The sequence below is a fragment of the Streptomyces sp. NPDC111656 genome, from assembly GCF_055656965.1.
The window spans coordinates 1-13,036 of the sequence record NZ_JBVKCA010000009.1 but is presented as its reverse complement, the minus strand read 5'-3'; the positions used below and the strand labels follow the sequence as shown (position 1 = coordinate 13,036).

Annotated in this window: 14 protein-coding genes; 13 read left to right on the top strand and 1 reads right to left on the bottom strand. The window is 70.0% G+C overall.

The features are described 5' to 3' along the window. Positions 1-12: 12 nt before the first annotated feature. Entirely contained in the window at positions 13-717 is a 705-nt protein-coding gene (fabG, locus tag ACZ7M3_RS25960) for a 3-oxoacyl-ACP reductase FabG (RefSeq protein WP_067375923.1), read from the top strand. Between the two features lie 162 nt (positions 718-879). On the opposite strand, the gene ACZ7M3_RS25955 is transcribed toward fabG, so the two are convergent. Continuing rightward, a complete protein-coding gene (locus ACZ7M3_RS25955; protein ID WP_472065965.1) occupies positions 880-1,845 on the bottom strand; it encodes a zinc-binding dehydrogenase in 966 nt (321 codons plus the stop codon). Between the two features lie 398 nt (positions 1,846-2,243). On the opposite strand from ACZ7M3_RS25955, the gene ACZ7M3_RS25950 reads away from it, so the two are divergent. From ACZ7M3_RS25950 to ACZ7M3_RS25895, 12 genes are all read left to right on the top strand, one after another. Then, positions 2,244-3,290: a 3-oxoacyl-ACP synthase III family protein gene (locus ACZ7M3_RS25950; RefSeq protein ID WP_472065963.1), complete on the top strand. Its 1,047-nt coding sequence runs from the start codon at positions 2,244-2,246 to the stop codon at positions 3,288-3,290. Next, complete coding sequence (locus ACZ7M3_RS25945) at positions 3,291-4,073, top strand: SDR family NAD(P)-dependent oxidoreductase (protein ID WP_472065961.1); 783 nt, start codon at positions 3,291-3,293, stop codon at positions 4,071-4,073. It abuts the gene before it with no gap. A 13-nt stretch (positions 4,074-4,086) separates the two neighbouring features. Beyond that, entirely contained in the window at positions 4,087-5,493 is a 1,407-nt protein-coding gene (locus ACZ7M3_RS25940; protein ID WP_472065959.1) for a class I adenylate-forming enzyme family protein, read from the top strand. A gap of 131 nt (positions 5,494-5,624) precedes the next feature. Next, a complete protein-coding gene (locus tag ACZ7M3_RS25935; RefSeq protein ID WP_472065957.1) occupies positions 5,625-6,464 on the top strand; it encodes a hypothetical protein in 840 nt (279 codons plus the stop codon). Between the two features lie 305 nt (positions 6,465-6,769). Further along, positions 6,770-7,465: a helix-turn-helix transcriptional regulator gene (locus ACZ7M3_RS25930; protein ID WP_472065955.1), complete on the top strand. Its 696-nt coding sequence runs from the start codon at positions 6,770-6,772 to the stop codon at positions 7,463-7,465. After that, positions 7,458-8,129 carry a 4'-phosphopantetheinyl transferase family protein gene (locus ACZ7M3_RS25925; RefSeq protein WP_472065953.1) on the top strand — a complete coding sequence of 224 codons (672 nt, stop codon included), beginning with the start codon at positions 7,458-7,460 and terminating at the stop codon, positions 8,127-8,129. Before ACZ7M3_RS25930 ends, ACZ7M3_RS25925 begins: the two co-directional genes overlap by 8 nt. Before the next feature lie 143 nt (positions 8,130-8,272). Next, on the top strand, positions 8,273-8,734 hold the full coding sequence (locus ACZ7M3_RS25920) for a pyridoxamine 5'-phosphate oxidase family protein (protein WP_472065951.1): 462 nt from the start codon (positions 8,273-8,275) through the stop codon (positions 8,732-8,734). A 102-nt stretch (positions 8,735-8,836) separates the two neighbouring features. After that, on the top strand, positions 8,837-10,039 hold the full coding sequence (locus ACZ7M3_RS25915) for an MFS transporter (protein WP_472065949.1): 1,203 nt from the start codon (positions 8,837-8,839) through the stop codon (positions 10,037-10,039). Between the two features lie 292 nt (positions 10,040-10,331). Continuing rightward, the gene (locus tag ACZ7M3_RS25910) at positions 10,332-11,174 is read left to right on the top strand and encodes a 2-amino-3,7-dideoxy-D-threo-hept-6-ulosonate synthase (protein WP_355624254.1); all 843 of its coding nucleotides are present in this window, start codon (positions 10,332-10,334) and stop codon (positions 11,172-11,174) included. A gap of 48 nt (positions 11,175-11,222) precedes the next feature. Continuing rightward, complete coding sequence (locus ACZ7M3_RS25905; RefSeq protein WP_067375941.1) at positions 11,223-11,495, top strand: acyl carrier protein; 273 nt, start codon at positions 11,223-11,225, stop codon at positions 11,493-11,495. Beyond that, positions 11,492-11,755: a hypothetical protein gene (locus ACZ7M3_RS25900; RefSeq protein ID WP_075030958.1), complete on the top strand. Its 264-nt coding sequence runs from the start codon at positions 11,492-11,494 to the stop codon at positions 11,753-11,755. The genes ACZ7M3_RS25905 and ACZ7M3_RS25900 overlap by 4 nt, the downstream gene beginning before the upstream one ends. Next, on the top strand, positions 11,745-12,953 hold the full coding sequence (locus tag ACZ7M3_RS25895) for a beta-ketoacyl-[acyl-carrier-protein] synthase family protein (RefSeq protein ID WP_472065947.1): 1,209 nt from the start codon (positions 11,745-11,747) through the stop codon (positions 12,951-12,953). Before ACZ7M3_RS25900 ends, ACZ7M3_RS25895 begins: the two co-directional genes overlap by 11 nt. Positions 12,954-13,036 lie beyond the last annotated feature (83 nt).

The window sequence follows — 13,036 nt, the reverse complement described above, 5'->3', positions numbered from 1 at the left end:
AGGACATCAACCATGGCACGTTCCGTGCTGGTCACCGGAGGAAACCGGGGCATCGGGCTGGCGGTCGCCCGTGCCTTCCTGGAGAACGGCGACAAGGTGGCGGTGACCCACCGCGGCAGCGCACCGCCCGAGGGCATCTTCGGTGTGCGGTGCGATGTGACCGACACCCAGCAGGTGGAGGCCGCGTTCAAGGAAGTCGAGGACGCGCACGGGCCCGTCGAGGTCCTGGTGTCCAACGCCGGGATCACTCATGACACGTTGCTGCTGCGGATGACCGAGGAACGGTTCACCTCGGTGCTGGACACCAACCTGACCGGCGCCTACCGGGTTTCCCGGCGGGCCGCGCGCAGCATGCTCAAGGGGCGTTGGGGCCGGGTGATCCTGATGTCCTCGGTGGCCGGCACGACCGGCACAGTGGGTCAGGTCAACTACGCGGCCAGCAAGTCCGGGATGATCGGCATGGCACGCTCCATGGCGCGTGAGCTCGGCTCGCGGGGCATCACCGTGAACGTGGTGGCGCCGGGCCTGGTGCTCACCGACATGGCCGAGCAACTGCCCGAGGAGCGCCGTGAGCAGATCCGCGGCCAGATCCCGCTGGGCCGGCACGGCGCCGTCGACGAGGTGGCGTCCGCGGTGACCTGGCTGGCCTCCGACGGGGCAAGCTACGTCACGGGGGCGGTGCTGCCGGTCGACGGCGGTCTGGGCATGGGCCACTGATCCACGGCCCGTACGTGAGGGACGTACCGGCTTACGGACGTCCTGTCTCACGGACGTACGCAAACGACTGGGGCGCGCCGCGAACGCGCGGCGCGTCCCAGTCCGTTGGGCCCTTCTTTCCGCGTACGGCCGTTGTGCCGCGCTGGACTGCCGAACGTACGGCTACGGAATCGACAGGACGATCTTGCCGAAGAGGTCGCCCCGTTCCATGCGCTCGAAGGCGTGGCGGATGTCGCGCATCGGGAACACCGAGTCGACCACGGGCCGCACGCCCTTGGCCACGCAGAAGTCGAGGAGAGCGGCGAGCTCCTTCTTGCTGCCCATCGTCGAGCCGATGACCCTGAGTTCCCGGTAGAAGATGTGCTGGAGCTCGCCCAGCGGGGGGTTGGGGCCACTGGTGGCGCCGGAGATGACCAGCCGGCCGCCGTCTTTGAGCGCGCGGACCGAGTGCGACCAGGTGGCCTCGCCCACGGTCTCCAGGACCGCGTCGACCCGCTGCGGCAGCCGGGCCCCTACCTCGAACGCGGCCTCGGCGCCCAGCGCCACGGCCCGCTTGCGCTTGACGTCGTCGCGGCTGGTGACGAAGACGCGGAAGCCGGCCGCGGAGCCGAGGACCACCGCCGCGGTGGCCACTCCGCCGCCGGCGCCCTGCACGAGAACGGTGTCGCCGGGGCTGAGGTCCGCGTTGGTGAACAGCATCCGGTACGCGGTCAGCCACGCGCCCGGCAGACAGGCCGCCTCGGCGAAGCTGAGCTCGGCGGGCTTGGGCAGCAGGTTCCAGCGCGGCACGGCGATGCGCTCCGCGAACGTGCCGGGGTATTTCTCCGACAGCATCGAGCGCGGCTCGTCGGATCCGACGCCGTGGCCGCTCTCGCCGATGACGGAGTGAATGACGACCTCGTTGCCCTCGGCGTCCACCCCGGCGCCGTCACAGCCGAGAATCAGCGGCAGGTCCTGCTCGCCGAGGCCCACGCCCCGCAGCGACCACAGGTCGTGGTGGTTGAGCGAGGCGGCCCGCAGCTGGACGGTCGTCCATCCGTGGGGCACCGATGGTTCCGGCACCTCGCCCAACTGAAGTCCTTTCAGGGGCTGTTGCGGATCGATACGGGCGGCGTAGGCAGCGATCATGGCCCGAGGCTAATCCTCTGGAGCGGTCAACCGGCTGCCCGGCGGGAGTCCCCCTTCGGCCGCGACGAAAGGGCACCGCCAACGGGCCTTACCGCGGGTCGGTCCGGACGCGAGGCTGGCACGGCAGTACGGGGCAGGGCACACACCCCGTGCAGGAATCGGACGAGTGGGATCCGGCGTCGCAGGGCGGGACCCGCTCCAGGGCGGTGCCGGACGAATCCGGGCCCACCACGAAACCACTCGTCCACCCCGCACTGGCTGCTGGTGGTGGCGGTCCACGGAGGCCGTCCACGGAGGTCATCCACGACGACGGCCCTCGGCGGCCGTCACCACCAGCCGCGAAGTCACCCATCCAGTCGCCGCGTCGGCGGCGTCCGCCAGGAGGAGAGTCCCGACCTATGACGAAGGCTGCCAGCACGATTCCGTACGGCGTGGGCATCCGGGCCATCGGAGGGTACGTGCCGAGCCAGGTGGTGACCAACGTGGACCTTGAGGAGCGCCTGGACACCACCGACGCCTGGATCAGCGAGCACATCGGCGTCAGTACCCGGCACTGGTCCGCCCCCGAGGAGCGCACGTCCGACCTGGGCGCCGCCGCGCTGATCGACGCCTGCGAGCGGGCCGGGGTCAACCCCGACTCGATCGACCTGGTCATCTGCGGCACGTTCACGCCCGACCACATGCTGCCGGCGGCTGCTGTGGCGATCGCACGCAAGCTGGGACTGACCGGCGTTCCCGGGTTCGACGTGAACAGCGGGGGCTGCCCCGGCGGCACGTTCGCCCTCGACGTCGGTGCCAAGTACCTGCTGTCGGGCCAGTACCGCAGGATCGCGGTGGTCCTCGCCGACACCACGACCAAGACCCTCGACCCGGAGGACCGCACGGTCGGCGTGATCTTCGGTGACGCCGCCGCCTGCTACCTGCTCGAACCGTGCGCCCCGGGCACGGGCATGACGTCCGCCCTGCTGCGCAGCGACCCGAGCGCGTACGAGACCGCGTTCATCAAGCGGGAGCAGCGCACCTGGTCCAAGGACGGCAGCGACAAGCTGTCCGGCTTCGGCAGCAACTTCATGCACATGCACGGCCGTTCGGTGCGCAACTTCGCCCTGGACAACATGCCGAACTTCGTTCTCGAACTGCTCGAACACCACGAGATGACGGTCGAGGACATCGATCTGATCATCTTCCACCAGGCCAACTACCACCTGATCCACCTCCTCATGGAGAAGATCGGGCTGCCGCCGGAGCGCACCCTCACCAACGTCGAGCGCCTGGGCAACACCTCCGGCGCGGGGGTGCCGCTGGTGCTCCGCGAGGCCGTCGACACCGGCCGCGTCCAGGCGGGAGACACCGTCGTACTGGCCTCCTTCGGAGCCGGGATGAGCCATGGCGGCACGGTCATCAAGTGGACCGGCGACGACGACTTCCTGGTGTCGGCGCAGTAGATGAACATCGAGGGAAAGGTCGCGCTCATCGCCGGCGGCACCTCCGGCCTCGGCTTCGCCGTGGCCGAGCGGCTGCTGGCGGCGGGTGCGGATGTGGTGGTCATGGGGCGCGACGCGGAGCGCGGTCACAAGGCCCTGGTGGAGCTCGGCGAGGGGGCGTCCTTCGCGGCCGGCGACATCACGGATCCGGACGACGTGGCCGCCGCGGTGGCCGTGGCGGAGCGCCGGGGCGGCCCGCACATCGTCGTCAACTGCGCCGGGGCGACCGGGGCCGGACGCGTCGTGGGCAGCAAGGGCCCGCTGCCTCTCGCGGAGTTCCAGCGGCTCGTCCAGGTGAATCTGGTCGGCACCTTCGACCTGGTCCGCACCTCTGCGGCGGCGATGCTCCGCCGCGCGCAGGGCGCCGACGACGGCGAGGCCGAGCCCGAGGAGCGCGGTGTCATCGTCTGTACCTCCTCCATCGCGGCGTACGACGGGCAGCAGGGCCAAGCGGCCTATGCGGCATCCAAGGCGGGTGTCGTCGGCATGACCCTGCCGCTCGCCCGCGACCTGGCCGGACACGCGGTGCGCGTGGTGACCGTGGCGCCTGGTCTGTTCGACACCCCGATGTTCGCCGCGCTGCCCGACCGGGTGCGCGGCGCGCTGGTGGGCGGCACCCCGTTCCCGCGACGGCTTGGCCGCCCCGAGGAGTTCGCGGCCCTGGTCCGGCACGTCGTGGAGAACCCCATGATCAACGGCGAGGTGGTCCGGCTCGACGGGGCCTCACGCCTCGCGACTACCTGAGGAACGGACGGAAATGGCGGAGAGCACACAGTTCAGGTCCTGGCTCGAATCCCGTGTGACCGGGTCGGGCAACGACGACGTCTGGGCCGTCGGGGAGACGGTGGTCACCCGGCGGCAGCTGAGGGAACGCGTCGAGTACGAGCGTGCGGCGCTCCAGGCGCGCAGCATCACTGAGAGCAGCGCGGTGGCCGTGCAGATGATGCCGAGCTTCTCCATGCTGTCGACCCTGTTCGCCCTCTGGTCGCTCGGCGCCCAGGTGCAGCTGCTCGACCCGCGGCTGACCAGGACGGAGACCAACCGGCTCATCGAACTGTGCGAGCCCCAGTTCCATGTCACATCAGGCGATCTCGGCGGTGTCTTCAGTTCGTTCCGCGACGAGACGCCCATCGAAGGGATCCGGCTGAAGTCGGGGCGGCCCGCCAAGTCGGCGCATCCGCTGGTGCAGTTCAGCTCCGGATCGACGGGCCTGCCGAAGGTGATCGGCCGCACGGACGCGTCGCTGTACGAGGAGATCGGACGCTTCGCGCGGCTGTCCGAGATGCCGCGCGCCGGTGAACGGGTGCTGCTGCTCAGCTCGATCATGCACTCCTTCGGTCTGATCGGTGGTGTCCTGCACGGCCTCGACGTCAGCGCGCCGCTGCACTTCAGCAGTCGGCCGCAGGCCCGGGAGCTGGTGCGCATGCTGGCCGAGCGGGAGATCGCGGCGGTCTTCGGCGTGCCGCTCCACTTCAGCCTGCTCAGCCGAGTGCCTCAGGTCCCTGAACTCCCCGCGCTGCGGCTGGCGGTCAGCGGCGGCGAGCTGCTCGACGCGAAGGTGTACGACGAGTTCAAGACCGGCTACGGCATCACCGTCGGCCAGGCGTACGGCATGACGGAGACCGGAATCGTCGCCACCGACCTGGGAGGCCGCTACGGACCGCCGGCCGTGGGCGAGGTCGTGCCGGGCCTGCGGACGGAGGTTCGCGAGGGCACCCTGCGCGTCCAACTGCCTGAGTGCCCCTATCTGTACGCAGACCGGGCGGACCGCTACGAGGACGGCTGGCTCGACACCAAGGACCGGTGCTCGGTCCGGCCCGGCAGCGAGGCGCTGGAGATCACCGGACGCTCGGACTCACTCGTCGCAGTGGGCGGTCTGAAGGTCGATCTGACGGAGGTGGAGCAGATCCTCACCGAACACCCGCTGATCGAGGAGGCCGTGGTGGTGTTCGGCGATTCGATCGAGGCCCATGTGGTCACGAGTGGCGAGCTGTCCCGCGGTGACCTGCTCGGCTGGTGCCGTGAGCGGCTCGCCTCGTACAAGTTGCCGCGTGCCTTCCACTACGTCGCCCGGCTGCCGCGCACCTCGAACGGAAAGGTCGTCCGCAACCGTGAGCTACTCCACACGGCACAGGGCCGACTTACGAAATCCGCAGCTCAGTGAGGCGGCGATAGTCGGCGGAATTGTTACTTCCACACCAAAAGATCTTTAAGTAACCCCCTGAACGCTCTAAGTTGAGTTTGCTGTAAGCAATCCGCTGCTCAGGCGGGCGTCACACAAGGGGGGACCCAGTCATGCGATCGGAAGAAGGCGAACACGATCACGTACGCGAAGGGGGCGGCACCGGGGCGTTGGAAGAGCTGGCCCAGCAGGCCGAGACGGCGATCGTCCGGCTGCGGCAGTCCCTCGCGTCGCTGCCTCAGCCGGGCTTAGCGGCCGGCGGGGGACAGACGCTGCCCGACGAGGAGGTGCTGGGTTTCGTGGCCCAGGTGGCCGGCACCGCCTCCGGGCCATGGCTGGAGATGCGGTCGGGGGCGGGCCTGCGGCCCGAGGTGCTCAAGGATCTGCCCGCCTTGGGCGCCGAACTGTTCGAGCGTGGGGTGGAGTTGCACATGCTCTGTCAGCACGTGACGCGCTTCGACCCCGAACTGCGGGAGGAACTGGGGCTCGTGGAGGAGCAGGGCGGCCTGGTCAGGACCATGGAGACGCTGCCAGGCTGGTTCCTCGTCCTGAGTGACTCGCTCGCCCTGGTTCCCTCGGCCGAGAGGGAGGGCGTCTCGGTGGTGACCGATCCGGCCATGGTCGGCGTTCTGCAGTCCGTCTTCACCGACTACTGGCTCAGGGCCCGCCCGTTCTCGCAGGGCGGCTGGCGCGGGGCGCGCCTGGAGGACGTGTCGCAGGAGGTCAACGCCGTCATCATCCGGATGCTGTGCACGGGCGCGAAGGACGAGCTCGTCGCCAAACGCCTCGGCATGTCCGTACGCACTCTGCGCCGCCGCATCGCCCACATGCTGGACGGACTGGGGGCCGCGAGCCGTTTCCAGGCGGGTTTCGAGGTCGGCCGCTCGCTGGGCGACGAAGCCATCTGCGACGCGGAACGACCCCTGGAGGATCGTTTCGGCGCATCGGCCTGACGCCGAGACCCGGAAACTCCGGCCCGCAAAATAGTTGCCGCTTATACCAAATTGGGCGGGGCGCGTGCATCACCTTCGCGCCAGACGCATCAGGTTGTTGTCAGTCAGGATCCTGAGGTTCTCAAAAGTGGATCGAACTGCGTCGTTCGAAGAGTATGGACTTCGGAGCGTCCCGGTCCCGGCCGATGAAGTCCAGGCGTCCTGCCACGAGAATCCGTGGCTCCGCGGAAAAAGAGCCACGGATTCTCGTGTGTAGCGCTCCACCGTTTCGCTCTGATTCGATGAAGTGCTTACAGGGGGTTGGCATGTCGGACTTGGTGATGCTCAAGGAATCCACCGCCGTTGATGCACATGCGGCCGGCAGAGGCGTACTCGTGGCCCTGTCCAGCGAGGTCATACGCTGGGGAGTCTGCAACATGCTCGAGCGGCTCGATCCGCCGCGCCATATCGAGCCGCACGACGATGTTGCGTCCGCCTCGGACATCCTGCGCAGCGGCCTGTACTCCCTGGTGATCGTCGACGCCATCGACGGCGAGGACGTCCTGCTTCAGCTGACAGAGAACGCGGGACGGCTCGGAGTCAAGGTTCTCGTGCTGCTCGCCCACGTCGACGCGAGCGCGGTGGAGCGGATCGCGGCCCTGCCGGCCGACGGGTTCCTCGTGCAGTCCGATCTCACGCTGGAGTGCATGAACGAGACGCTTGAGCGACTGGACCGGGGTGACCTGCCGATCCCGGCGACCATGGTGCGCCAGCTCATGGCGCGGGCCCGCAGCGGCGGCGCCCGCGCCTTCCAGGCACAGGTGCGGCTGACCCCGCGTGAGCACGACGTCCTGCACCTGATGGGCGAGGGGCTGAGCAACAAACAGATAGCCAGGCGGTTCGGCATATCGGTGCACGGCGTGAAGCGGCATGTCACCAATGTGCTGGCCAAGCTCAACTGCCCCAACCGCACACAGGCCGTGTCGATCGCGCTCAAGCAGGGCCTCCTCGCCAGTGGATGACGAGTCCGACGCTCCGGTCGTCCACCTGAGCAGGCTGGACCCAGCCGAGCGAGCCAGCGGCCCGGAGCCCGACTGGGCGCTCCTCAGCCCGGACGAGCGGGCCCGGGCCGACCGGATGCCGCCCTCTGCGCGGCGCGTGTGGATCCACTCCCGCGCGCTGCTGCGGACGACGGTGGCGCACCATCTGGGTTGCTCCGCCCGCGAGGTGCGGCCGGCCCGCGACCCGCTCGGCAGGCCGTTCCTGCCCGACGCGCCGCATCTGCACATCAGCCTGGCGCACACCACCGACTGCTGTGCGGTGGCGGTCAGTACGGCGGGTCCGGTGGGCGTGGACGTCGAGTGGGTCAGACCGGTGAGCCTGCCCGACGGACTGGCCCGGCGCATCCTCGGGCCCGCCGAGCTCGAGGAGTGGGACCGGGTCGCCACGCCGGACCGCACCCGGTGGCTGCTGCGCCGCTGGACCTGGAAGGAAGCACTGCTCAAGGCCGAGGGAATCGGGCTCGCGGGCGGCCCGCGCTCCTTCCGGGTGCGGCGGACGGCGGACGGGCTGCGGGTCAGCGGCGGTCGGCACCGGCCGGAGTGCTGGTGGCTGGACGAGGTCCCGGCGGGCCCGCGGCACGTCGCCGCGGTCGCCCGCGACCGGCGGGGCCGCACCCCGCGCTGATGACGACGGCGGACTCCCCGTACGCCGAGATGTGAACGTCCCCGAACGCACGGAGCGCTGTTTCGCCATGCCCGATTTCAGCCGGGCAGGCGGAACAAACAAGTCCCACACAATGTCCCCGAGTGTCTGAAAGGAATTCTCCGATGGCGAGAGACGTGAAAGGACGGGTCGTGCGACCCGTACGCGCGGTGCTGATAACACGCCGCCGTGACGACGGCATTCAGGCGTCCCCCGTCTCCGGCCTGGCGATCGGCGATGACTGCTTTCTCGTCACCTCCAGCCAGGTGACCGCCAAGACACGGAATATCCGGCGCGATCCCCGGGTGGCGATCTGCGTGGTGTCCGAGAGCTGGTACGGCCCCTGGCAGACGATCGAGGGAAACGCGGAGATCCGGAGCCTTCCCGACGCGTTCGACGACCTCAAGGAGTTCCACCGCGTGCGGGACGGCGGCCCGCTGGGTGTGGGACCGGACTTCGACAGGAAGCTCCTCGCGACCTGGGAGGCCGAGGCCAAGGTGCTCATCGCGGTGCACGCCGAACGCGTCGCCCGCGCGCCCTCGATCGACGAGCTCGCCTCCGCCCTCGCCTCTCGGCAGATCCGCTAGCCCCCGAACCGTTGCTCCCGCGGCACCCTTCCCCACCCTCACTATAGAACATCCGTTCGAAACCCTGCCCCCCGAAATCCCGCTCGCCCCTTGGGAGAAGAGATGAAACGCATCGCACCACTCGCCCTCGGCATGTTCGCCATCGGACTCGACGCCTTCATCCTGTCCGGGCTGCTGCCGGGCATGGCCGACTCCTTCGACGTGTCCCTGGCCGCAGTAGCCCAGGTCATCACCGGCTTCACCTTCGCGTTCGCGATCAGCGCCCCCCTGCTCGCCGTGGCCACGGCGAAGGTCGGCCGCAAGAAGCTCGCGCTCTACGCGCTCGCCATCTTCGCGATCGCCAACGCAGCCAGCGCCCTCGCCCCCTCGCTGTGGGTGATGGTGCTCGTCCGCGTCCTGGCCGGCGCCGTCGGCGGCGTCTACTCACCGGCCGCCGTGGGCACGGCCGTTCAACTCGTGCCGCCGGCCCAGCAGGGCCGCGCGCTCGGCACCATCATGAGCGGCCTGTCCGTGTCGACGATCCTCGGCGTGCCGGTGGGTGTGCTCGTCGGCACGCAGGTCGGCTGGCGCGCGGCCCTGTGGGTCGTGGTCGGCGTCATCATCGTCGCGATCATCACCATCGCCGCGCTCGTCCCGTCCGTCGGCGCCGCGCCCACGCCCGGCCTCAAGGACCGCTTCGCCGTCCTGACCGACGGCCGGGTGCTGGGACGGATGTTCGTGATGTCCCTGTACGGCGTCGCGCAGATGGGCCTCGTCTACACCTTCCTGCCCTCGATCCTCAAGGACAGCGCCGGTGTCTCCACCAAGAGCCTGCCGGTCTACCTGCTGATCGCGGGGGTGACCTCGTTCGTCGGCAACGCCCTGGCCGGCGCCCGCCTCGACAAGGGCACGTCGCCCAAGTTCATGCTGGGCGCGGCGCTCGCGGCAGTGGCGGTCATCATCGCCGTCTTCCCCTACGGCGCGTTCAACGCCGTCGCCGCCGGAGTCGTCATCCTCTTCTATGGGTTCGCCGTGGCCCACGTCCAACTGCCGCTGCAGTACCAGCTGATGCGCATCGTGCCGCAGCACACCAGCATCGTGGTCTCGCTGCTCAACTCTGCCCTGTACCTGGGTACCGCGGTCGGTGCCGCGATCGGCGGCGCCGTCCTCGCGGGCGCCTCGACGACGGCGCTGACGTGGATCGGCGCCGCCGTGGTGACCGTCGCTCTGCTGATCAGCCTCGCCATCAAGCAGGGCGAGGCCCCGCAGGCCGTGACGGGCACGGCACCCGCAAACGACGCCCAGCCGCAGGGCGCCGCCTCCTGACCCACCCGCACCACGCATCACCGTCGGCCTCCACGGCCGCACTCATTCGGGGCACACTCCCCCGGTGCCCCCCGGGCCCGTCGCGTCGATCACGCGGCGGGCCCGGACGCGTGTGCGCATCCAGGGGCTGACGGACCGGGGTGGGGGCAAAGGCGGCGGTGGACTGCCTGTACGGCTACCTCCGATGGCCTGTTCCGGCGCCCCGCAGGAGCTGTCCTTTCGAGGATTCTGCGCAGGCCGGGGCACCGAAAGAATCTCCTCAGTGTTTCCGCCACTTGGGGGTAGATCGAATATGGTTGCGTTGACCACGGGACTGGACGTCAGGCTCTCCCGGCTCTCCCGACATCGCGCCGGCCACTTCCTGTTCGTGCCCATGGACCACTCCGTGGCCGACGGCCCCATCACCACCGCCGCCCGGTTCAACCAACTGGTGAGCACGGTCGTGGACAACGGAGCCGACGCGATCGTGGTGCACAAAGGCCGCGCCCGTGCGGTGGACCCCCAACTGCTGCGCAGCTGCGGGCTGATCGTCCACCTCAGCGCGAGCACCCCGCACTCGCCCGACGGTGACGCGAAGATCCTCGTCGGCGACGTCGCGGACGCCGTCAGGGCGGGCGCCGACGCGGTGAGCGTGCATGTGAACATCGGCGCCGACACGGAGGCCGCGCAACTGGCCGACCTGGGCACCGTCGCCCGTGCCTGCCAGGAGTGGAACCTGCCCCTGCTGGCCATGGTCTACCCGCGCGGTCCCCGCATCGCCGACCCGCACGTCCCCGCCCTGCTCTCGCACGTCGTCAACATCGCCGCCGACCTCGGCGCGACGATGGTGAAGACGACGTGGGCGGTACCCGCCGAGGGCATGGCGGAGGTCACCGAGAGCTGCCCCATCCCGGTCCTCGTCGCCGGCGGCCCGAGCGACAGCGGCAGCCTCGCCGACTACGCGGCCACCGCCCTGGATGCCGGCTGCCGCGGCCTCGCCGTGGGTCGCCGCGTCTTCGAGAGCGCCGACCCGGGCGCCGCCGTCCGCGAGGTCGCGGCCGTCGTGCACGGTCACCGGCAGGGCCTCGCCACCGCGTCCGTACTGCCGTCGCTCGCCACCGTGCAGCACCGGGCGAGCGTCCCGGCGCAGATCTGAGCACCCCCCGTCGACCGTCACCCCCACGACCCGCAAGGGAGCCGAACCATGCAGGAAGAGACCCGGGACTTCGTCCTCGCCGTCATCCGCGACGTCATCAACCTCCCCGTCCCCGAAGGCGCCGACGCGGACACCCCGCTCGGCCCCGAAGGCCTCGAACTCGAATCCCTCGCCATGATCGAGCTGCTGCTCCAGCTGGAGGGCGAGTACGACGTCGAACTGCCGGAGGAGGACGTGGACCCCAAGACGGTCCGCACCCTCGGCCAGCTGGTCCAGGTGGTGGTCGACCGGCGTACGGCGGTGGCGGGAGCCGGGCGTTGATCACGCGCGGTGACATAGAACGTCTTCTCATCGACAGCGGGATCACACCCGAACCCGGCCCCGAGGGCCCCGACGAGTTCGTCGTCGACTCACTCACTCTCGTCTGGATGCTGCACCTGTTGGAGGAGCGGCACGGCATCCCGTGGGAGCCCGAGGAGGAGGAACTCGTCGGATTCACCTCGACGACCGGCGCCCAGGCCGTGCTGGCCCGGCGCTTTCCCGGCCGGGTGGAACAGGGAGAGGTAACCCATGGCAGCTGAAGTGGCCATCACCGGCTACGGAGTCTTCACCTCGTACGGATTCGGCTCGCAGGCTCTGCGCGACGGTCTCTTCGCGAGCCACACCGGCTTCACTCCGGTCACCCGGTTCGACTCGACGCCGTACCACGCGGACCGCGCGGCGACCTACGAGGGAGAAGGACCCGAGATCCCGGGCCTCCCGGTGAAGCCGGGCGTCACGCCCGGGCAGGGAGAGGTCCTGCGGGCATGTGCGCTGGCGGCACTCGCGATGGCCCGGCACAACGGCGCGGACGCGCCGGTGCTGCTGGGCACCGCGGGCGACCACTCCGGCAACCGGGGCTTCTGGGAGGACATCGCCACCGGCCGAATCCCGGCCGACCCGCGGGTACTGGACAGCCTGCCCTCGCGGCTCGCCGAGCGGCTGGGCGAGGAACTGGGCCTGGGCCGCCGGCGGCTGGCGTTCGTGAACGCCTGTGTCGCGTCGACCAACGCCATCGCGCACGGCGCCGACCTCATCAGCCGGGGCAGCGCGGACGTGGTCGTGGCGGGCGGCTCGTACCTCGTCACCGAGGACGTCTTCGCCAAGTTCGACTCGGGCAAGGCACTGAGCAGAGAGGGCGTCGTACGCCCCTTCTCCAAGGGGCGCATGGGACTGCTGCAGGGCGACGGCGTGGCCGTGCTGGTCCTGGAGTCGGTGCGGCACGCCCAGGAGCGGGGCGCCGACATCCTCGGGAAGGTGGCCGGCTGGGGAATGGCCGCCGACGCCCACCACGTCATCCAGCCGCATCCCCGCGGCGAGGGCATGGCCGCCGCGGCGGGCGCAGCCATCCGCAAGGCCGGCATCGCCCCCGAACAGATCGGCTACGTCAACGCCCACGGCACCGGTACGCCACTCAACGACGTGGCCGAGACCGCCGCGCTGCATCGCATCTTCGGCGAGCACGCGCCCCGCGTCCCGGTCAGCTCCACCAAGAGCGGTACCGGTCACATGCTGGAGGCCACCGGAGCGGTCGAGGCCGTCATCACCCTGCTCGCCCTGCGCGACGGGCTGCTGCCGCCCACGCTCGGCTACCAGGAACCCGATCCGGACTGCGACTTGGACTACGTACCGAACACGGCCCGGCCCGCCGACATCACGCACGCCCTGTCGCTCAACGCGGCCTTCGGAGGGGTGAACGCCGCGCTGGTGCTGGAGCGCGCAGGAGAGGACGCTGCCTAATGCTGTTGTCAAGCCACGAGACGGAGAGGTGGCCGGGCCTCGTAGGGGCGTCGGTCGCGCAGGATGGCGTAGAGAACGTTGAT